We start from the raw sequence: 21,060 nt of genomic DNA, 5'->3' as shown, positions 1-21,060 counted from the left end.
GCCTTTGCATGTATCCTGATTTCGCTGCGACAGAGCGCTCGAAAGGTTCCGAGGCCAACGGACTGAACAGTCCCGCTAGCCGTTGATCAGGGAACGCGATCTCCCGCGGCATCAAAAAGGTGAAGCTTTGCCAGATTGATGCTGAGTTTCACACGCTCTCCCGGCTGAACGTCGACACGATCGCGAAGCATTACCGTCGCCGTCTGGTTCCCGATCTTCACGATGAGCATCGTCTCCGGGCCGGTCGGTTCAACCAGAATGATCTGGGCCGGGACACCGGTGTCATCCGCTGAGAGGGCAACGTGCTCCGGCCGGATACCATACTGGGCGATCGCGGCGGTGCCTCGATCGTTGGGCAAGGGCAAAGCAGGGCCGCCATCCAGCACAAAGCGACCCTCGACAAGCGTCCCATCGAACAGGTTCATGGCGGGAGAGCCGATGAAGGTCGCGACGAAGGTGTTTACAGGACGATCATAGAGATCGAGTGGCTTTCCGACCTGTTCGATACGACCGGCGCGCATGACCACGATCTTGTCGGCCATGGTCATGGCTTCGATCTGGTCGTGCGTGACATAGACGGTCGTCGTCTTCAGGCACTGGTGCAGTTCCTTGATCTCGGCGCGCATCGTTACCCGCAACTTCGCGTCGAGATTGGACAATGGCTCGTCGAAGAGAAACACCTTGGGGTGTCTCACGATCGCCCGGCCCATCGCCACGCGCTGGCGCTGGCCACCGCTGAGCTGCTTCGGCAGCCTGTCGAGGAGTGGCTCAAGCGCCAGTATCCCGGCCGCCTCGCGCACGCGCTTTGAGATTGCGGTCTTGTCCTGACCCTGAAGCTTCAGGGCAAAACCCATGTTCTCCTCGACCGTCATGTGCGGATAGAGCGCGTAGCTCTGAAACACCATGGCGATGTCGCGTTCCTTCGGCGGCACCTCGTTGACGACACGCCCACCGATGCGGATTTCGCCGCCGCTGATGTCCTCGAGGCCTGCCAGCATACGCAGCAAGGTGGACTTGCCGCAGCCTGATGGACCAACAAGTGTAACAAACTCACCGTCGGCTATGTCCACGGAAACGCCGTAGATCACGGATGCCGCGCCATACTGCTTCTTGACTTCGTCGATTGCGACCGATGCCATGATATCCTCCCACCAAAATTAGAGCTTGAGTTGCCAGACGCGGGCGCTGGCGATCGAACCATTTCCTTGAGATAGCTGTGCCGCCTTGACGCCCATGAAGGTCGGCAGGCGCTTGGTTCCGGTCCACCGGCCGTTGTCGGCAAAGACTTCGATCGATCCGGCGTCCAGAAAGACCCGTACCGTAGATGGTCGCGCACCGGCCGCGAGGTAGCGGGGCGAAGCTTTGCCACCGCGCTCGCCGAAGAGGATCTCCAGGCCTTCCGCGTCGAGGCGAAGTGCAAGATCGATGTCTGTATGATCGAAGCGCAGCTCGAAGGCCGCACCCGGGCTTGAAAGATCCAACTCGATCTCGACGGCGCCGTTCTCCAACGGCAGCCGTTCGCCCGCTGCCAGACGACCGGTACCATCGAGCTCCGCATGCCGAAGCGCGTTGACACCTTCGACCGGCGGCGTAAGGACGGCCGTCCCATCCCACAGAACCCGACGCGGCAAGGTCATCGCCGTTGGAAAGTCCTCCTTCTTGGAGACATCTGTCCAGTTGGCGAGCCACGCAATCCCGACCGGCCCGCCATCGTCGACGAAGGCCTGGAAGGCATAGGCGTCCGACCCGAAATCCAGCTCCTGCTCCAGCTCTGGCGTGAAGCTTTGGCCATCGAAACGCCCGACCGTGACGCTGGTCATATTGCGGCGCCCCCTCTGATCCCGGCTCGTCAGAAGTCCGAAGATCAACGCCCACCGCGTTTCGGAAGTCCCGGCATCGCCAAGCGGCACCATGCACGGGCATTCCGCAGCCGTCATGCCGTAGCGATTTTCTCGGTGCAGCGTGCCGAGGAAGGTCCAGCCATCCGCACCGACCGGATCAAGCGTCTCATAGAGCAGAACGACGCCCCCGGCTTTGTCGCGGCTGCCGATCAACATCTTCCAGCGCCCGTCGGGGCCTTTGAAGACGTAGGGATCGCGAAAGTCGAGCGTCAGGTCCAACCCGCCTGGTCGTTCCGGGAGGATCACGGTGGACGGCTCCGCCGATAAACCGTCGAGGCTGGTGGCCGACAGCTGGATCTGCTCTTCCGGTTTTCGATCGCGCACCTGCTCGGTGTAGAAGACACGGATATCGTCTCCGCCCTGCCCGGTTGCCGCTATGGCCGAACCGGAAAAGGCGCCGCCGCGTCCGTCATTGCGCTGCGACAGGTCATCGGACGGAAACAGGAAGACCGGCAGATGCCGCCAGTGGACATAGTCGTTCGACACGGCATGTCCCCAATGCATGGTGTTCCAGCGCAGGCTGTGAGGATAGTGCTGGTAGAAGAGATGCACCTGACCGCCAAAACGGCCAAACCCGTTCGGATCGTTCATCCAGCCGAACAGCGGCCGAAAATGATAGCCGTCCGAAAGGGCGGGAGGCGCGTTCTCGGCGCTGTGGTGGAGAACACGGATCCCCTCGTTCTGCACGCGCGTGGGGAGGAAGGCGTAGATAACCGAAACGTCAGTTGCTTTGGCATCGTAGGACAATTCGAGACTGCCGCCGCGAGGCAACGCAACCTTGCAAAACTCGAACTCTTCCGTCCTAGCGGTCGCCACCTGTTGAAGCTCGATACCATCGAGCTCAACACTCATCGTCGCGACCTCGCCTGGTCGGCGCGATTTGAGCCAGAGGTGGATGACCGTTCCAGTGTCGAGTTCAGCACGCACGGATTGGCGGGCAGACGGGATGGTCGTTGCCTGGTAAGTCATCAATCAACCTTTCACGGCGGAGCCGACGAACGAGCTCACGAACCAGCGCTGGAACGCGAGATAGAGGGCGAGAATAGGGATCATCATCAGGACCGAGGCTGCCATGGCGCGATCCCAATAGATGCTGTCCTGACCAAAGAAGGTGGCAATCGCGACAGAGATCGGCCGGGCATAATCGGTCTGCGTCACCAGGGTCGGCCAGAGATACTGGTTCCAGCTTTCGATACCCATGAGGATCGATACGGTTGCCAGAGCCGGCAGACTGAGTGGCAGGTAGATCGAGCGGTAGATCCTGAAGATCGACGCTCCGTCGATCTCGGCCGCCTCATAGAGCTCTTTCGGAAGCTGGGCGAAGAACTGGTAGAAGAGGAAGATGTAGAGCGGGCTGGCGACCCAAGGCAGAATCTGGACGGCGAAGGTGTCCGTCAACCCGGCGCGCGACATCATCACCACCAGCGGCATGATGATGCTTTCCTGGGGGATCACGTAGAGCGCGACGACGAGCGACAGAAGCACGGCCTTGCCGCGCAGCGAGCCCCAGGCGAGGATGAAGCCCGCCATCGAATTGACGACAAGGCCGGACGCGACGGTAACAGCCAGGATCACCAGCGAATTGAAGAGATAACGGCCGTAGGCAAGCTCGCCGGAGAAATGGGCGATCTCGTTGAAGTTGGAGAGCGTCGGGTTCGAAACCCAGAAGGCGCGGAAGCTGCCCATGTCCGCCAGAATCTGGAAGCGGTCATCCTTCAGGCTCGCGATCAGGAGCATGAAGAGCGGCGAGATCACGACAAGCGCGATAATGAAGATTGCGACCGTCTGAACGAGGCGAAGCGAGATCTTTCCGGAGCGTTCGGCGGGCACGACACGGGGGAGAGCGATATCAGACATCGAAGCGTCTCAGCAGTTGGCGCTGAAGCAGCGCGATTACGAGGACGATGACGAAGAGGATCACCGATACGGCGGAGGCGTAGCCAAGCTTCTGCTGCTCGAACCCAGTCCTCACCATGTAATGAACGACCGTTTCCGTGCTTCCGCTCGGTCCACCTTGGGTCAGGATGGAAACCTGGGTGTAAAGCTTGAAGGCCTGGATCGTCGTGATCACAAGCACGAAGACGTGGGTCGGACGAAGGCCCGGCATGGTGACGTGCCAGAAACGCTGGAAGACGTTGGCTCCGTCGATCCTTGAGGCATCGTAGAGTTCATCGGGAATTCCCTGGAGACCGGCGAGATAGACGATCATCTGGAAACCGTAAGCCTGCCAGGCCGACAGAAGGACGATGGAGAACATTGCCCATTTGGGATCACCGAGCCAATCGATCGGCTGGATGTGGCCGGCGGAGAGAAAGCCGACGATCTGGTTCAGCGGGCCGCTCGGATACTGGAAAAGCGTGCCCCAGATAACGCAGACGACGACCATCGAAGTGATGGCTGGCAGAAAGAACATGCCGCGAAGCAGGTTGCGACCGGGGATCTTCTGGTGGAGCAACAGTGCTGTGGCAAACGCCATGCCGCACTGGACGGGCAGCACCCAGATGGTGAAACGCGTCACATTCCACAACGAGGTCCAGAACAGCGGGTCGTTGAAGATGCGCATGAAGTTCTGCAGGCCGATGAAGCGCACCGGTGTCGGGCGCGGCACCAGCGGCTGGTTCGTCATCGACGTCCAGAACGACAACAGGAACGGCGCAATCAGGAAGCAGGCGAGCAGGACGACTGCCGGTGCAATCATCAGCATTTCCTGCATGAGCCGGCCCGGATCCCGGCGTCTGCCGACGCGCGGTCGGGCAGCGGCAGGTGATTGTTGCAGTGTCATCGTCTCCTCCTCGCAGTCTGTTCTGTCATGACGGGCGCTTCCGGGGCCGGACCGTCCGGCCCCGGGGCTCAACGCTTATTGCTGGGCATCGAACGGCGGATAGCCGTCATTGTCCTCGATATCCTCGTCTATCTTCTGGGCGGCTTCAGACAGAGCCTGCTTTACGTCGCCGCCGTTGAAGGCCTTGTCGACGGCCTGCATGAAGGCTGAGGTGATCGCCGGATAGGCTGGATGCGGCGGACGCGCGACCGCCGTCTTCGACGCCTGCTCGAAGGCCACTGCCATTGCACCGCCCGGAGCGTAAAGCGGCGAGGATTCCGCGAAGCTCTTCAGGCCGGGGAAGGCAGACTCGTGCTTGGCGTATTCGCGATAATCCTTGTCCTTCAGCATAAAGCTCAGGAACTTTCCGGCCACATCAGGATGCTCGGAGGTCTTGGTGATTCCCCAGATCCAGGTGCCGTTGGGGCTGACACCCTTGTTGCCGAGCTTCGGCAGCGGCATCACGACGATATCGTCCTTCATGGCCGCCGCGGCTTCCGCGTAGAACCAGTGCCCACCAAGTGCCAGTGCGGCCGGACGGCCCTCCGCATAGAACTGGTTGGTGCCCGATGATCCAGGAACAACCCAGCCGTTCTTCACCCATCCCTGCATCATCGTCAGCGCGCCGACGCAGGCATCGCTGTCGAGTGTTCCGGTCGCCTTCCAGGTCGTACGATCGATCAGGTCGCAACCGGCACTCTCAAGCAGCGGACCATAGGCATAGGTGATCCATTCGGTCTTGATGCCGTAGCCACGGAAGGTATCGATCGGCCACTTCACCCCGTCGAGCTTGGAGAGTTTCTCGAGATAACCTTCGAACTCCTCCTTGGTCCAGGCATCGTCGACCGACTTCGGAATGCGTGCGCCGATGGCTTCCAGGTATTTCTTGTTGCCGTAGAGCACGACCGACGAGTCGGTGAGGCCGACGGCGTAGAGTTCCTTGTCGATGGGGTAGGTTCCCTGCGACACGTTCGAAGACGTCATGTCGTCGATGACGTCCTTGTCGATAAGCGACTTGATCGGCTGCAGATAGCCGGACCAGGCATAGTTGGCGAGGAACGGCGCATCGATCTCCATGATGTCAGGCAGCTGCTTGGACATGACAGCGGCGCTGAACTTCTCATTGTAGGCGTCGTGGGGCGCATAGATGAACTCGATGTCGACGTCTGGATTGGCCGCTTCGAAGCGCTTTGCGACATCAGCATAGGCTTTGACCCAACCCGGATCGCCCTGATGCATCATGTGGATGACGGTCTTTGCGTCGGCAAAGCCGGCGGTCGCCACCAGCGAGGCCGAAGACAGAAGCAGAGCTTGAAGTAAACGTTTACCCATTTATATTCTCCTCCATTGATAGGCATGCGTCGATGTTTAAACGGAAGACCGTTCCACGAGCTGGAACGGCAGCTTTCGCAGCATGGGCCCGCCGGCTTCCTCGGCCAGCAGGATCTCGGCGGCAAGGCGGCCCATGGCCCGATGCGGCAGCGCCATGGTCGTCAAGGGCGGATCGAGACGCGAGGCGATCTCGATTTGGTTGTCGAAGCTTGCCACGGCAACGTCGCCGGGGATCGAGGCCCCGACCCGACGGAGCGCGGCATAGACCTCCATGGCAACGCGATCATTGCCACAAAGGATGGCGTCGGGTCGGTCGGCGGCCTGCATCAGCGCCGTGACATGCGACAGGACAAGGCTGGGCGCGCGGTCGCTGTAGATCGCGCGCCGGACAGCCGGCAACACGGCAACAGGCGCAAGGCCAGCCTCGGCCAAGGTGATCCGGAAGCCCTGCTCGCGCAAATCGCCCGCCAGCAGGCCTGGAAGATTGATGAAGGCAACGCGACGCCGGCCGGCGTCAAGCAGGTGACGGGTCATCTCCGCGGCGGCCGCCTCTTCGTCAGGCACCAGCGAGATCACGCGACCATCCACCTCGCGGCAGTTGATCATGACGCCGACGTTTTTGGCGAGTTCCGGCGGCAGCGCCACGGTCTTGTGGTACATGGCGGCAAACGCAGTCGCACGCGGGCGAAACCGGCGAACCTCTTCAAGAACGGAACCAACGTCGCGGTTTCCCCCAAGATTCATGACGAAGACCGCAAGCTCAGCGCTTCGGGCAGCACCATCGAGACCACGAATGATCTCCGTTGCGAAGGGAGAGGTGATGAGCTCGTCGGCGACCACGCCGATTAGCGGCAGCCACCCTTGACGCACGCCACGGGCTGCGAGATTGGTGACATAACCGAGTTCGTCTGCGATTTCCTTGATCTTCGCACGCGTCTCATCAGACATCCGCGCGGAGCCGCCATGGAGCGCGCCGGAGACGGTCTTGATTGAGACCCCCGCCCTTTCCGCGATATCCGACAGCGATGCCGCCACTTGGTTCCTCCCTTGGGTTATCGATTACCCAATTACTCCCACAGGCGCCCCGTTGTCAAGACGGATGATTTCGATCGGGTCCTTCTCCTAGGCAAGCGAAGCAGGCCTACTTCCACATCGACCGCATGCGGGCGCCAACGTCGATGCGTATTTGACGGGTGCTGCGCTCACTTGCGTTCGCCGAAACTTTCGGCCAGCTCGTCACCTCGAAGAACTGCAGCAGGGTGACGGGGATGAACCGCGTCCGCGAGGCATAGACATGGCGGTCTCCCTGCGTGTTCTGGCCATGCGTGAAGAACCGCTGTGGCGTCAAAAGTGTGAGGCTGTCACGAGCCCTCGTCATTCCGACATAGAGGAGGCGGCGCTCCTCCTCCAGCTCGGCCGTCGTTCCCGCTCCCAGATCCGACGGAATACAGCCGTCCACGACGTTGAGCATGAAGACGGAACGCCACTCCTGCCCCTTGGCAGAATGGATCGTGGAGAGGATCAGATAATCCTCGTCAAGCAATGGCACACCGGCCTGATCGCTTGTGGCATCGGGTGGGTCCAGCGTCAGCTCGGTCAGAAACCGCTCGCGGTTCGGATAGCCGCCGGCGATCTGCTCCAGTTGCAGAAGATCGGCCTTGCGCGTGTCGGCATCTTCATGGATGCGGTCGAGATGCGGCTCGTACCAGCCGCGCACCGTCCCGATCTCGCTTGGCCAGACAGCCGAGGATTTCCGCAATCCGGACAGGAGATTGGTGAAATCCGCCCAGGCATCACCGGTTTTCGGTGGCGGCGGGATCTCGGCAAGCGACAGCAATGGCTCGGGCTCGGCCGCGATCGTGTCGAGGATCTTTCCGGCTGTTTGCGGACCGATGCCAGGAAGCATCTGAAGAAGCCGAAAACCCGCCACGCGATCGCGTGGATTCTGCGCAAAGCGCAGCACCGCGAGCAAGTCCTTCACGTGGGCACTGTCGAGAAACTTCAGGCCGCCGAACTTCACGAAGGGAATATTGCGACGCGTGAGTTCGATTTCCAGCGCGCTGCTGTGATTGGACGACCGGAAAAGCACCGCTTGCTGCTTGAGTGACGTGCCAACTTCACGGTTCGCCAGGACCTGTTCGACGATGTAATTTGCCTGATCGACCTCATCCTTGACGGTCACGAGCAGCGGGCGTTGCTCGGATTCACGATCCGTCCAGAGGTTTTTGGTGAATCGCTCTCTGGCGAGATCGATGACACCGTTGGCGGCGGCCAGGATCGGCTGTGTCGAGCGGTAGTTGCGATCGAGCGTGATGACGTCGGCTGGCGCCGGCGAAAAGGCCTTCGGAAAATCCAGGATGTTGCGAACCGTCGCGGCGCGAAAGGAATAGATCGACTGGGCATCATCGCCAACCACGGTGAGCCCGTGGCCCCCAGGTTTCAACGACATCAGGATCGACGACTGCAAGCGATTGGTATCCTGGTACTCATCGACCAGCACATGATCGAAGCGATTGCCGATATCCTCGGCAAGCAAAGGATCGGAGACCATCTGCGCCCAGTAGAGCAGCAAGTCGTCGTAATCCAGGACATTCTGCGCCTGCTTTGCCTCGACATATCCGGCAAAAAGCTGCTTCAGCTGCTCCTCCCAGCCGAGCACCCAGGGATAAGCGGATTTCAGCACGTCGATGATGCTGCTCTCGGAATTGACGACGCGAGAGTAGATGGCAAGGCATGTGCCTTTCGTCGGAAAACGGCTGTCCGTCTTCGACAAGCCAAGTTCGTGGCGAACAAGGTTCATCAAATCGGCGCTGTCTTCCCGGTCATGAATGGTAAAGTCGACGTTGAGACCGATCTGCTCGGCATACGTTCGCAGCAGGCGCGCACCGATCCCGTGAAACGTGCCCGCCCATGCCAGCGCATCAGTCATGACCGCCGCATTGTCACCCAGCACCTGCCGACAGATGCGCTGGACCCGCCGCGCCATTTCCGCCGCGGCTCTACGGGAAAAGGTCATGAGGAGGATACGGCGCGGATCAGCACCATTGACGACAAGATGGGCGACCCGGTGAGCAAGTGTATTGGTCTTTCCGGACCCTGCCCCGGCAATGATCAAGAGCGGCCCAGCCGCCGCTCCATCATTCAAGCCCACCCCATGTTCAACCGCCTCGCGCTGGCGATCATTCAGTTTTTCCAGATATGTCGCGCCCATTACCCTCTGCCACTTTACGGTTCCAATCGCCGGCTTTCCGCTCGTTCTTGGCAACGAAATCAGCGGATAAGCCCCTAGAAGATCGACTCACCGTCGCGCTCAGAACAAAAATAGAACGTACCAGTTCGTGGGCGGGCTGAAAAGCCTGCCTCGCGACACCGACTGAATCCAACGCGGTGGGTGGAGCTGATGCGCCGGCGGGCATCAGCGGTCTCTGGCGATTTTGCGAGAACGCACACCGTCAGGCATAGTCATCGATTGCGCCGCAATAACCCCCTCTCTCCAGGCTCGGAAACGAGTTACTCAGGGCGCACAACTCTCTAGCTCTCCGTCGCGCCAACGCGACGGAGTCAGAGTCTGCAGCTGAGTTTGACGAAAATTACTTCCGCTTAGCCGTCGTAGTGGCCTGAGAAGACCTGCTCCGCGGACTTGACGACCACCGCGAGGTTCACGCCTTTCGTGATGACTGTTCCCCCCGCCCTCAGGTCGGCAACCGCCTTGAGCGTGCCCGCCTTGGGGGCATCCAGCGGCTGGACGGTGCCGGCTCCCAGATCGGCGACCCAAAGACCATCTTCACCTGCAATGCTGATGACTACGACTGCGGACATGCTCTTCCCCTTTTCAACGGTTAACGTTCAAAATCCTGCCTTCTTCAGGCCTTCACGGTAGAGATCCTTCTGCCACTGCTCCTTGCTCGGAACGGCGGCAAGCCATTTGTCGACATCAAAATTCGGGTTGGCCTCCCGAACCCTTCGCACGCAAACCCGCGCCATGTCCTGGCGGCCGAGCATGGCCCAGCTGGCGGCGGCCAGCCGGTCGGCCAGGCTCGGGTCGGCCATTCGGCCTATGTAGTCCAGTGCCGCCTGGAACTCGCTAAGCGCATAGTTCGCTCCCGCCGCGGTCCAGAGATAGGGGTCGGGGCTCAGCGGATTGAGTTCGATCGCCCGTTCGATCTTCTGCAAAGCCATGCTCGGGCGCGAGCAATGCACCAGCGTATCGGCATGATCGGCGATGACATCGGCATAGTGTGGCGCAAGGTTTTCAGCCACCTCCATCGCCTCCGCGCTCTCATCGAATGCGCCCTGCAGCAGCTTGGCGACGCCGAATTCCCGGAAACCATCGGCGAAGTCCGAGCGTTTCTCGATGGCCTTCTTTGCTAGGTTCTCCGCCTGGGTTAGCAGGTCGATGTCGCCTCGAGCCGTCAGCAGCCACTCCTTCGAATAGGTCCGGCCCATCGAACTGAGCGCCGGCGCAAAATCCGGACTTGCGCTGAGGGCTGCGCGCATCTCGCCGCGCGCGCGGCGAAGGTTGGGCAGCGTCAGCCTTGCTAGATGTTGCCGGCCAACGAGGTATCGATGGTAGGCGATCGGATGCAGCTGAAGATCGGCACGGACCTCCTCGTGGCGCGCGATTTCACTCGATACGCAAAGCGCGATCTGCCGGGAGATCGCCTTGCGATCGCGCAAGAGCGAATGGTGCGTCAGGCGAAAGCGATCAGCCCAGAGGATCTGGCTGTCGTCAAAGAAGATCAGCTGGACAAACAGCGTAACTTCATCGCCCACGGCGTTGATCCGTGTCTCGAGCACATAGTTGACGTTGTGGCGTTCGAAGAAGGCCGCCTGCGTTTCCTGATGATGGCTAATCTGGATCGCCGAATAGGGGGCAATGACCTGCAGGCTGTTGAACGCACAAAACCCGATCGTTATGTCTTCAATCAGGAAGGCGGCAAGCGAGGCCGCATCGGCGTGCGTGGATTGATTGGTCGGCGGCAGCAACACCAGCCGAGGCACGGTAATGCCAAGCTCTCCCGACACCAGTGGCAAGCCGGACGCTCCGGAACCCTCAAAGGGAGCCGAAACGCGAGCGGCAACCTTTGGTTTTTGCTCGCTTGGCTTCAGTTGAAGCGTGTCGAGCCCTTTCGCGATCGCATTGCGGCGCTCCTCGAAAAAAGACTGCAGCGACGCCACCTGCTCGCCGGCGTCAAGCGACTGCACGAGCAGGTTCAGCGTATCCTGATCCCGCGGCCCCGATTTGAATAGGATGATGGCAGCATCCCTCAGGAGCCTGGATTGCTCCTTGGTCTGTGCCAATTGCGAGGCTGATCTCAGCGTGTCTTCCAGGAGGTCGCCATGATACTTTTCCCGCTCGGAGAGCCAATGCCTGAACTCACGGCTTTGCGTGCTGGCCGTTCCCAGGAATGTCTGGTCCATTAACCTTACAAGGCCTTTAAGCCGGACGAACGGATCCGGCTCGTCCCCGACGAGCAGCAGGTCGGAAGACAGCGCCGCGCGATTGATCGAGACCGCACTCCCTTCCAGAGACAGGACCTCGACCCCAAGTTCATTTTGAAGTGCCGCAATTCTCGAAAGCAGCTTTCGCAAGGTGGAATCCGAGATGCCGCGATCCCGTTCTCCCCACAAGAAGCGATCCAACGTCGCTCGGTAGGCGGTCCCCTGCTCACTCGTCAGCAAATATGCAAGCAACAACAGGCCTTTTTCAGGGAATGCAACCACGTTGCCCTCCCTGTCCATGAGCTGCAGTTTCCCGAAGGTCTCCAGGACAAAAGCCATTCCTGCTGTCTAAGCCTCTCGCGCGTGTTGCGTGTCCGCCAGACGCCACATTGTCACGATGTTTCCCGAGATTCAACGGCTGCATTTCTTCAGGAGGTACGCATAGGTTGCGTCCATCGATCCAGAACCCGCGATTGGGGGTTGCTCTTAATGAGCAGTCGTACCCCGAGTTTTCAATGCTTTCGAGTTATCGGGCGGACGCAGCCAGGTAGCTTGTCAGCACATCCAGGAAGCGATCGATATCGGCTCTGGTCGTCCGATGGTTGACGATCGCGCAGCGGATCGCCAGTTCGCCTTTGATCGTCGTCCAGGACGGCACGGCCGAACCTGCCTCGTGGAGATCGAGTACCATGTTCCGGGTGAACTCCGTGTCAGCCCCGCGGATCCCGAAACAGACGATGTTGAGGGCAACGGGCGCCTTCAGTTCGAACCTCGGATCGCTGCCGAGACGATCCGCGAGGTAGCGGGCGATCTCACAGGTGTTTGCAATGGAATTGCCGATCCGCTCGCTGCCAAGCGCTTCGATGGTCATCCAGGTCTTCAACGCACGGAACCCGCGCGACAGGTCCGGCCCGAGATCGCAGGGCCAGGTTTCACCGGCGGCAAGCCCCCTGTTGGCGCGCTGCAGATAGGCCGCCGGCTGCGCGAAGGCCCGCTTGTGGGCAATGCTGTCGCGCACCAGCAGGAACCCGGCATCATAGGGAACATGCCCCCATTTGTGGAAATCGAGCGCCACGGACGCTGATTGTTCGATCCCGGCAAATAGCGCGCGCATGGATGGGGAGAGCATTCCAAGCGCTCCGATCGCTCCGTCGACGTGGAACCAGATACGTTCACGACGCGCGATCTCTGCGATTTCGCCGAGCGGATCGATCGCCCCCGTGTTGACGGTTCCCGCGGTACCGACGACCAAAAAAGGGAGAAACCCATCTCTGTGATCATCTGCTATCTGCGCCGACAGGGCGTCAGTTCGCATCCTGCCCTGGCTGTCGACGTCGATCGAGCGAAGGTTGTCCGAGCCGATGCCGCACAGCTGCATTGCCTGGGCAATACACACATGCGCCTCGCGGGATGTGTAGGCCAGGAGCTGCTGTGGCGTATTGCGTAGGCCGGTCTCGCGGCTGGACTGCCCCATCGCCTCGGTCTTGGCGATGGTGACGGCAAGGAAGTTCGCCATCGAGGAGCCGGTGACAAACAATCCGCTGGCGCCAGCCGGATATCCGAGCGCCTCACCCATCCAGCGGACAATCTGCTGCTCGACCTCAACGCCGACATGGTCGCGTCCGCCACAGTTGAGGTTCAGGCCGGCTGCGACAAGTTCGGCCAGCATGCCGACAGGCGTGCCCGCCCCGTGAACCCATCCCATGAATAATGGATGCAGATTGCCGGTCGCGTAGGGAAAGACATGGGTGCGAACGTCATCCAGGACATCCCCGAGGTCGCGCGATGCCGCTGGCAGCGGACGCGCAAATCGTTCCCGGATCCCGGCGTCCATGGGCCGCCACACGGGCTTCTGCCTGATGCTCGCGATATGGTCGATCGTGTCGTCGAGCAGCCGGTGCGCATTCTCACGAAACTGCGCCCAGTCATCGGGATCAAGGCCGGACGGTGCCTCGGTGGGATCGTCGTCCCTCATGCACGCCGCTCGGTTGCCCGGATCGCGGCCCACTTGGCAAACACGATGTCGAGGTTGGACTCGATCGGCTTGAAGGCTTCCTCCAAGCTGTTGCCCAACGCCATGCGCCCCGAGACGGTCGCGATATCCAGGGCGGACGCGGCAACACGTAGCACGCTGCGCGAGCCCAGCTTCACCGCCTGGCCCAAGTGGCAAACGGGCCCCTCACCAGCCTCGCGCATGGCCAGATGGATGCTCTGTGCCTGTGCGAAAGACGCAAATGCGCCGGTCTCGTCGATGATCGTCATCGGCACGATCGCACGGGAGCCAAGGTGTTCGCCGTCATCCTCCGGGTGAAGAAAGGCCCCGTCGATATCACCGATCCGGGCGCGAACCAGCTGGGCGAATTGCCGCTTGATGAGACCCTGCAGACCGTCATCAACGGCAATGCTGTCGGCAAGATTTGCCAGGGCCGCAACCCATCTGAGACCGAGCCCGAGATTGAGTTCCGAACCGAACGCAAAGCCTATGCCCGCCCGAAGGGTTTCCGGCCAGTCGTAGAGCGCCGTGTATTCGGCCAGACCTGCCGGAAGGTCGACAATGGACCCCAACTCCTCCGCGATCGATCCAGGCACCAGAAGCGCGCCCGCAAATGGCGGCCCGGCGATGAACTTCGAACCGGTCACCGCGACCATGAAGCCATCCGCGATGTCCTGGCGCACCGCCGCGTTCGAGCAACGATATTGGCACGCATCAACGATCACACGCACCCGTCCGGGCGCAAGGCCACGGACATGGCGAGCAGCCTGTCGTGTCACGCCGGTCAGACCCGTCTTCGACGTATCGAGCACATGAACGAGCACATCCCGGCCGCGCTTGAGTTCTCGTTCGACCATGGCAACGAGATCCGCGTCGATCTCATCGGGCAGTCTGGCCTGGCCAATTTCGTTGCGGATCGAAATCGCGCACACATCGATGCGATCGGCCGATATACCTTCAAGCGGCGCGCCGGCGGCCACCGGACGGCCGAGCGCGGTCAGATCGGAATAATGGCGGCCGGCTGCGGCGAGCGGAACACCGCTCCCCGTCTCATCAGGCGCAATCAGGATGTTGGTCAAGGGGCGTGTCGACAGGCCCGCCATCATGCAGATGGCCAGAAGCTCCACATCGGTGCCCGACGCGGCAAGAATGATCTCCGCGTCACCACAGGCAAGTTTGTGACGGATACTGGCTCGCAGGTCGTCAAACCATCGATCGACGGTAACCGACGATGGTGTGTCCATTCCGAACAGCCGCTGCAACTCGTGACCGGCAGCGGCCAGCCCCCTGGCAGACACGTTGCTTGCGGTCGTCGATGCGAACGAAATCTCGTCTTCCGCCAGCGTCGTGCGCGTTCCATACCGGTTTCGGCCGGTGAACGGATCAGACAGGATTCGACGGTCCCCGCCGGCGCTCAGCAGAAGCGACAGGGAATGGAAAAGCCCCTCGCTTCCGAGCGACCGATCATTCAGTGCCTGCTGGATCCGCTGCTCAACCGGAGGCATGGCGACCCCGTGTTGCGCGATTGCGAGAGCCTTCACTGGCGCCACGGCTGTTCATGCGTGACTGCCGCACCCGGCAGATGGGACATTGGAGATGCGCCCAACACCGCGCGTTGTTTCAACGCATTCTCGAATGCGGCGAAGAGCTTGTTCATCGCCGCTTTCTTGTACGGGAAGACCTTCTCCGAATCCATGGAATGGACGATCATCGCGACATCCGCCTCAAACAGGAACAGACGTCCGTCATCAAGCTCGGCGCAATCGATCGCAAAGTAGTCCAGGCCGATATGTTGGTGAAGCGCATCGAATGCACGAGCATGGCGCACAGCAAAATCGGTGTCGAAATCTGCCATCCAGGCCGCCTCTTCAAGGCGCCGGTCATTGTGCTGCGCCATGCCGGCGCTCAGATAGTGAACCATCCAATGATCCGAAATCGCGAGATGGCTTGCATAGGGCTTACCGTCGATAACGGCGATGCGCTGCTTGCGGAACTTTCCATCGGCGTCGCTATAGTCGATGAATGGCACGATATAGAATTCGGTCTCGGAGCGGGACGTAAGGTATGTCGAAAGCTCCGCCGTCGTCGCAATCTTCTCCATCCCCTTGCCGGCGTGGGTACCGATCGGGCGCACGATCACCGGATAGGCTTCAATCCCCGCGATCGACCCGATGCTGGCCTCCTCGGCAGCGACACTCTGCAGCTCGTTGCGAGAAATGCGCGTCGTAGCCGCGGCAAGAACGGAGGGTTCGTCCTTGAATGCATCCGCCACCCCTTCGCGCGACAGATCGATGACGCTACGGGGCGCATTATTGACGATAGGACCGGCCCAATTGCTCAACAGCCGCTCGAGATTCTCCAGGACCGGCAGATTTTCGGGCGACTCGCCGACCGCGACGAAAGCAACATCGTGCGCCGGAACATCGTCCAGGCTCGCGGTTTGCGCATCGACATAGTGGAGCCGGATGACCGTGTTGGACGTCTCCAGGAGAAATTCGATCGGCGTATTGGCCATGAAGTCGCCGGCCGTGAGAAGCACGAGCACCGTCAGTCCGGAGCCGTCGCCGTTCCTGATCCTGTAGGACCTGGATATATCAAGCGCCGCCTGCTGGGTTGTCGAGGCATCCTCTGCCTTGCCAAGCGTCTGCAGGATGGCTGAAAGATCCAGGAACGCCGCGGCATCCCGCGGATTGGCGGAGACGCGGGCCATCAGCTTGTCCCAGGTGGGAGAAATGTCGCGCCCCTCGTACAAGGTACGAACGATCGCAGCCTTGCCTATGAGGATGTCTTTGTCTTCCGATATCCGGATCTGAGCCACAGTGCCTGTCAAACGCCAAACTCCTTATGTCGCCGTTGCGCTGAGGCTGAAACGCCGCGCCAGACGGATGCACGATTTGGCCTGTATTTCTGTGCCCAGTGGCTTGTGCGGACCTTGCTTTGACGGTCCCTGAGGCCCGCGCTTGCTGCTTAGATGATCGGAGGTTGAAGAGCCAATGTCACGCGCTCAGGAGTTGGCGCCGTGACGGCGCCTGTGAAGTTCGCGGACTTTCTCTGCGAGGTCAGGAACAGGACCATCCACCTTCGCATCGCGGATCACCTCCTCGATCGCAATCCTGCGAACGGGGGAGACATCGATGCCCATTTCCTGCAGCCAGTCGCCCAACTGATCTGACGAACTCGCATAGACGATGCGGCCAAGCCCCACCCAACCGTGCGCCGCCGCACACATCGGGCAATGCTCTCCCGAGGTATAGACGGTGGCCTTGGCCCGATCCGCAGGCGTCATGTTCTCGGCGGACCATCTCGCAAGCGTGAACTCCGGATGTCGTGTTCCATCGCCGGTTGAATGGATACGATTGCGGTCTTCCGCGAGAACGCTGCCGTCGTCTGCAACGAGCACCGACCCGAAGGGTTCGTCGCCGGCATCAACAGCCTGCGCCGCCAGTTCGACGCAACGGCCGAGATGCTTGAGATCCGTGTCGGTAATCATGGGCGTGCTCCTTGCTTCAGGGGATGGTGGAAAGGATCGTCTCGACAGGCCTGTGTATGACCGGCCTGCCGTTGTCGAAGCTGCGACGTCCGCGCTTCCAGCCGGCGATGACGGGCGCGATTTCACGCACCGCCGAGCGGGGACCGCGGCAATCCATCAATACGATCGTCGCCTCTGCGCCAACGCGTATTCCTGATGAGACGCCCATCAGCTGGGCTGCCGACCGATCGACCATGGCAAACACCGCGTCGATGTCGTCTGCCCGGGAAAGCTGCGCGACGTTGGCATAGAGATTGGCCATGCGGATCAAGGAGGCGTCACCAAACGGCGTGAATGGATTGAGGACATTGTTCGTCGCGATCGACGTGACCACGCCGGACGCCGCCAGGACGTGGGCGGGGGCAACACCGCGCGGCACAAGCCGGTCGGCACCGCGGCCATTGAGGAAGAGGTCGGTCGAGGGCAAAACGGTCAACGCGATACCAGCCTCGACAAGAGCGGCCGCAACCCGCGAAAGACGACCAGGAGACATGGCAGAAAGGTTGGTGACATGGCCGATCGACACCCTCCCCTGCCAGCCGCGCCTGACAGTTTCCTCGATCACGGCCGGCAGATTGGTGTTGGCCGGATCAAGGTCGAAATCGAGGTGAAAGTCGACCGCGACATCATGCTTCTCGGCAAGATCGAAAATCAATCCCACGTGCCGGCGCGGCTCCGGATCGATGTATGGGCACCCACCGATGAGATCTGCACCCTCTGCCAGTGCCTGGTCCAGCATGACGAGGCTCTCGGGCTCGTTGGTCAGTCCTTCCTGCGCAAAGGCGCAGATTTCGACGTCGATCGCGAAGGCAAAATCGCGCCTGATCCGCTTGATTGCCTCAAACGACCGGAAGCCGACCCGCGGATCGATCTCGACGAAAGACCGCATCCGTGTCGTGCCATGAACAATGGCCTTTTCCACCAGGCGCGCGGCGCGCTGATAGACGTCGGCCTCGTTGAAGGCGGGTTTCACTCTCGCCGTCTCGCGCACGGCTTCGGCGAGCGTACCCTCGCAAATGACGCAGCGATCGAGAATGCAGGCCTTGTCGAGATGAATGTGGCTGTCCACGAAACCGCTGAATGCGAAGGCGCCTTGCGCATCAAACTCCTCAATCGCCTCGCATCTGAAACGCGGCTCGACTGCCACGATCCGGCCGCCTTGTACGGCAATGTCGACCAGCGCCCCGTCCTCCTCGGTGCGAACGTGGCGGATGACGAGATCATACGGCAGGGCTGACGTTGTCATAGACCGATTGCGCCGCCGTCGCTGCGCGGGTCATGAGCACCGGCCAGGCGTCCTTGCGCCCCGATCTTGATGATCCCCGCCTGACCGCCCAGTTGGCTGAAGGCGTCGATACCGCTCACCACATGGCCCATCGCAGATAGCGACCCGATGGCATCGGCACCGACATTGCTCTCGATCTTGAGCGTGTGGCGGCTGTCTGAAAACGTCTGGCCAAGCAGGAACCTCGGGCGCGAAAGCGCCGCCAGCGGATCAAGATGATGGTCGGCCAGCAGGCTGATCAGCAGTGCCAAGGTCTGCGGCTGCCCATCGGCACCCTGGGTTCCGTAAAGCAGGTGAGGACGGCCATCCTTCAGCGCCATGCCAGGATTGAGTGTGTAGAACGGACGCTTGCCCGGCTCCAGCCTGTTCGGGCTCGAAGGATCCAGACTGAAGGCTGCTCCGCGGTTCTGCCACAGGATGCCGGTATCGCCGACCACGACACCGCTTCCCCAGTCGAAATAGGTGCTCTGGAGCAGTGACACCGCCCGCCCCTTGTCATCGACTGCCGCCAGGAACGCGGTATCGCCATGCCTATGCGGCTGCGGCCAGGGCATGGCACGCGCCGGATCGATGGCATCCGCCTTGGTTCGCAGCCATTCAGGATCCAGCAGCGCCTCGGCTAACGAAGACGCCGCAAAATCCGGATCGGCAATGCGGTGGCGGTCGAGGAAAGCCTGTTTCACGCCCTCGATCAGCCGGTGATAATAGGCGCTCCCCAAGAAATCGAACCAGGCCATATCCAGATGTTCGAGTATGCCCATGATGCCAAGCGTCGTCAGCCCCTGCGTTGGCGGCGGCGGCGCAAACAGCGTCAGGTCGCGATAACGAAGCGAAACAGGAGTGTCTTCGCGTGTACGGGTCACGGCCAGATCAGCGGCAGTCAGCGGTGAGCCGATCTCGGCTAGACCGCCCGCGATACGCGCGCCAAGCTCCCCCTCGTAGAATTCACGCGCACCGTGGCGGGCAATGGCTGAGAGCGACCGCGCCAGGTCGGATTGCCGCTGGATGCCGCTGCCGGTGAAGATCGCGGCAAAGCCAGGCCATTCCCCCAGCTCGTCGCGGCGAAACTCATGCCAGAAACGCTGCGACGAGCTGACCGTAAAGCCATCGGTCGCAATCCGGATGGCGTCATCAAGCAGGCCGGAGAGGCGTTCCTTGCCCGCCCATGCGGATGTCGAATGGGCGAGCACCCGCTCCCAGCTGTCGACGAGACAAGCGCTGGTCAGCGTCGATCCGGGCCCGCGCGAGGGTATAGCGGTGATACCGTCAATATTGCGGGCCGACTGCCCGATACCGAGAAACGAGCGGACATTGCCATCGGCATCCGAAACCATCCAGACGGCATCGCCACCCAATCCGCAGAAGTGCGGATAAAGCACCGAGAGTGCAGCGCCCGCGGCAACCAACGCTTCGATTGCGTTGCCGCCGCGCTTCAGCACAGCCGCGCCGGCTTCGCTCGCCTGCCAGTGAGGCGTGGTGATCATCGCAGTTTGCGAGGTGGCGCCGGCATCCGCCGTCTGTCTGGTTCCTGGCGTCATCAGCGGACTACAACCCCGTTCCTGGCGACAAGCCGCCCTTCCTTGAACACCTGACGGTCTTTCGGAATGGCGACAACAGCCTCCGGAACATGCTCAGCCGCGAGAGTGACGAAATCCGCCTTGGCGCCAACCTCGATACCGTAGCCTTCCAGCCGCAATGCCTTTGCACCCGAGGCCGTGACCACGTCGAACGCGGCGCTCAGCTCGTCATCGGTATAGAAACCAGAGCGATAGCCGATCATCATTGCGCGACCGAGCATGTCGCCGTCGCCATAAGGCCACCAGGAATCGCGAATGTTGTCGCTACCGCTGAAAACGGTGACGCCCGCGGCCCTGAGCAGTGCAACCGGCGGGAAATTATGATTGCCGGGAGCGTTCGTCATGATCGAGACGCCGCTGCTGGCGATCCGATCGGCGATTTTCCTTGCCACCTCCGGGGGCAGATCGCCAAGTCCATAGGCATGGCTGACGGCAACGTGACCCTGCATGCCGAGCGCCACCGTGCGCGAGCAGATTTCCTCGATGGTGAAGGCGCCGAGCGTGCCCGCGTCGTGCAGGTGGATATCGACGTCGACGCCGCGCTTTTCAGCGATCCCGAAGACGACATCCAGGTGTCCGTTCACATCGCGGTCGAAACTGCCGGGATCAAGACCGCCGACAAGATCGGCACCGAGTGCAACCGCCTCGTCCATCAGTTCTGGCGTCCCAGGGCTCTTCAGGATCCCGCTTTGCGGGAACGCCACCAGCTGGATGTCGATCAGGCCCGCATACTCCTCACGGACCGCAAGGATAGTCTCCAACGACTTCAGGCCCACCGAGCCGTCCACCATCACATGGCTGCGCATCTTCACGCTGCCCTGGCCGATGCACAGATCGAGCTGGTTGCGCGCCCGTACATCCATGGCCGCGGCCTGAGCCATGTTCTGCGCCTGGAAGGCAACGCGCTCATGGACGTCAAAACCGTTCGTGCAGGGTTTGTGCGGAATCCACTTGTCGCCATAAAAGCTGGTATCGAGATGGATATGCCCCTCGACAAAGCTCGGTACGAGTAGCGCGCCGGCCAGATCGACGACAGTGCCGCCCGGTCCGCCTTGGCCAGCCGGCGTGATCGCGGAGATCCGTCCGCCGACCACGCTGATATCGTAGAGTGACCCATCGGCCAGCCGGGCATTGGTAAAAACTGTTTCAATCGTGCTCATTGGCATCTCCTCGTCTTTTG

Annotated in this window: 16 protein-coding genes; all 16 read right to left on the bottom strand. The window is 61.2% G+C overall.

Annotated features, from left to right (window positions below; translation table 11 throughout):
• Positions 1-86: 86 nt before the first annotated feature.
• The 16 genes from A6U87_RS19480 to A6U87_RS19405 all read right to left on the bottom strand — a co-directional run bounded on the left by A6U87_RS19480 (position 87) and on the right by A6U87_RS19405 (position 21,040).
• On the bottom strand, positions 87-1,139 hold the full coding sequence (locus A6U87_RS19480; protein WP_065692921.1) for an ABC transporter ATP-binding protein: 1,053 nt from the start codon (positions 1,137-1,139) through the stop codon (positions 87-89).
• 18 nt (positions 1,140-1,157) lie between these two features.
• On the bottom strand, positions 1,158-2,870 hold the full coding sequence (locus A6U87_RS19475; protein WP_065693007.1) for a glycoside hydrolase family 32 protein: 1,713 nt from the start codon (positions 2,868-2,870) through the stop codon (positions 1,158-1,160).
• A 3-nt stretch (positions 2,871-2,873) separates the two neighbouring features.
• Positions 2,874-3,758 (bottom strand): carbohydrate ABC transporter permease, encoded by an 885-nt coding sequence (locus A6U87_RS19470; protein WP_065692920.1) that lies wholly within the window; start codon positions 3,756-3,758, stop codon positions 2,874-2,876.
• Entirely contained in the window at positions 3,751-4,683 is a 933-nt protein-coding gene (locus A6U87_RS19465; protein WP_065692919.1) for a carbohydrate ABC transporter permease, read from the bottom strand. Before A6U87_RS19465 ends, A6U87_RS19470 begins: the two co-directional genes overlap by 8 nt.
• A 75-nt stretch (positions 4,684-4,758) precedes the next feature.
• On the bottom strand, positions 4,759-6,054 hold the full coding sequence (locus A6U87_RS19460) for a sugar ABC transporter substrate-binding protein (protein ID WP_065692918.1): 1,296 nt from the start codon (positions 6,052-6,054) through the stop codon (positions 4,759-4,761).
• A 36-nt stretch (positions 6,055-6,090) separates the two neighbouring features.
• Entirely contained in the window at positions 6,091-7,089 is a 999-nt protein-coding gene (locus tag A6U87_RS19455; RefSeq protein WP_065692917.1) for a LacI family DNA-binding transcriptional regulator, read from the bottom strand.
• 106 nt (positions 7,090-7,195) lie between these two features.
• Positions 7,196-9,265, bottom strand: a complete 2,070-nt coding sequence (locus A6U87_RS19450; protein WP_065692916.1) for an ATP-dependent helicase — start codon at positions 9,263-9,265, stop codon at positions 7,196-7,198.
• Between the two features lie 389 nt (positions 9,266-9,654).
• Positions 9,655-9,873 carry a hypothetical protein gene (locus A6U87_RS19445; protein ID WP_065692915.1) on the bottom strand — a complete coding sequence of 73 codons (219 nt, stop codon included), beginning with the start codon at positions 9,871-9,873 and terminating at the stop codon, positions 9,655-9,657.
• A 27-nt stretch (positions 9,874-9,900) separates the two neighbouring features.
• Positions 9,901-11,835, bottom strand: coding sequence for a hypothetical protein (locus A6U87_RS19440; protein ID WP_065692914.1), 1,935 nt, complete (start codon positions 11,833-11,835; stop codon positions 9,901-9,903).
• A 187-nt stretch (positions 11,836-12,022) separates the two neighbouring features.
• Complete coding sequence (locus tag A6U87_RS19435; protein ID WP_065692913.1) at positions 12,023-13,471, bottom strand: aminotransferase class V-fold PLP-dependent enzyme; 1,449 nt, start codon at positions 13,469-13,471, stop codon at positions 12,023-12,025.
• On the bottom strand, positions 13,468-14,994 hold the full coding sequence (locus A6U87_RS19430; protein ID WP_141683998.1) for a hypothetical protein: 1,527 nt from the start codon (positions 14,992-14,994) through the stop codon (positions 13,468-13,470). The genes A6U87_RS19435 and A6U87_RS19430 overlap by 4 nt, the downstream gene beginning before the upstream one ends.
• A 32-nt stretch (positions 14,995-15,026) precedes the next feature.
• A complete protein-coding gene (locus A6U87_RS19425) occupies positions 15,027-16,319 on the bottom strand; it encodes a RimK family alpha-L-glutamate ligase (RefSeq protein WP_198928728.1) in 1,293 nt (430 codons plus the stop codon).
• Positions 16,320-16,493: 174 nt separating this feature from the next.
• Entirely contained in the window at positions 16,494-16,979 is a 486-nt protein-coding gene (locus tag A6U87_RS19420) for a nucleoside deaminase (RefSeq protein ID WP_065692911.1), read from the bottom strand.
• 16 nt (positions 16,980-16,995) lie between these two features.
• The gene (locus A6U87_RS19415; protein WP_065692910.1) at positions 16,996-18,264 is read right to left on the bottom strand and encodes an amidohydrolase family protein; all 1,269 of its coding nucleotides are present in this window, start codon (positions 18,262-18,264) and stop codon (positions 16,996-16,998) included.
• On the bottom strand, positions 18,261-19,841 hold the full coding sequence (locus tag A6U87_RS19410; protein WP_065692909.1) for a gamma-glutamyltransferase family protein: 1,581 nt from the start codon (positions 19,839-19,841) through the stop codon (positions 18,261-18,263). Before A6U87_RS19410 ends, A6U87_RS19415 begins: the two co-directional genes overlap by 4 nt.
• Positions 19,841-21,040, bottom strand: coding sequence for an amidohydrolase family protein (locus tag A6U87_RS19405; protein WP_065692908.1), 1,200 nt, complete (start codon positions 21,038-21,040; stop codon positions 19,841-19,843). Before A6U87_RS19405 ends, A6U87_RS19410 begins: the two co-directional genes overlap by 1 nt.
• Positions 21,041-21,060 lie beyond the last annotated feature (20 nt).

The sequence above is a fragment of the Rhizobium sp. AC44/96 genome (assembly GCF_001692185.1).
In the GTDB taxonomy this organism is placed as follows: domain Bacteria; phylum Pseudomonadota; class Alphaproteobacteria; order Rhizobiales; family Rhizobiaceae; genus Rhizobium.
Note: the sequence above shows the minus strand (reverse complement) of the source record. Positions and strands in the feature narration are given on the sequence as shown.

Coding starts and splice junctions, on each gene's coding strand:
- A6U87_RS19470 (WP_065692920.1), bottom strand. CDS start 3,758: ATGTCTGATATCGCTCTCCCCCGTGTCGTGCCCGCCGAACGCTCCGGA.
- A6U87_RS19415 (WP_065692910.1), bottom strand. CDS start 18,264: ATGACAACGTCAGCCCTGCCGTATGATCTCGTCATCCGCCACGTTCGC.
- A6U87_RS19420 (WP_065692911.1), bottom strand. CDS start 16,979: ATGATTACCGACACGGATCTCAAGCATCTCGGCCGTTGCGTCGAACTG.
- A6U87_RS19445 (WP_065692915.1), bottom strand. CDS start 9,873: ATGTCCGCAGTCGTAGTCATCAGCATTGCAGGTGAAGATGGTCTTTGG.
- A6U87_RS19480 (WP_065692921.1), bottom strand. CDS start 1,139: ATGGCATCGGTCGCAATCGACGAAGTCAAGAAGCAGTATGGCGCGGCA.
- A6U87_RS19430 (WP_141683998.1), bottom strand. CDS start 14,994: ATGCCTCCGGTTGAGCAGCGGATCCAGCAGGCACTGAATGATCGGTCG.
- A6U87_RS19405 (WP_065692908.1), bottom strand. CDS start 21,040: ATGAGCACGATTGAAACAGTTTTTACCAATGCCCGGCTGGCCGATGGG.
- A6U87_RS19435 (WP_065692913.1), bottom strand. CDS start 13,471: ATGAGGGACGACGATCCCACCGAGGCACCGTCCGGCCTTGATCCCGAT.
- A6U87_RS19465 (WP_065692919.1), bottom strand. CDS start 4,683: ATGACACTGCAACAATCACCTGCCGCTGCCCGACCGCGCGTCGGCAGA.
- A6U87_RS19475 (WP_065693007.1), bottom strand. CDS start 2,870: ATGACTTACCAGGCAACGACCATCCCGTCTGCCCGCCAATCCGTGCGT.
- A6U87_RS19460 (WP_065692918.1), bottom strand. CDS start 6,054: ATGGGTAAACGTTTACTTCAAGCTCTGCTTCTGTCTTCGGCCTCGCTG.
- A6U87_RS19440 (WP_065692914.1), bottom strand. CDS start 11,835: ATGGCTTTTGTCCTGGAGACCTTCGGGAAACTGCAGCTCATGGACAGG.
- A6U87_RS19450 (WP_065692916.1), bottom strand. CDS start 9,265: ATGGGCGCGACATATCTGGAAAAACTGAATGATCGCCAGCGCGAGGCG.
- A6U87_RS19410 (WP_065692909.1), bottom strand. CDS start 19,841: ATGACGCCAGGAACCAGACAGACGGCGGATGCCGGCGCCACCTCGCAA.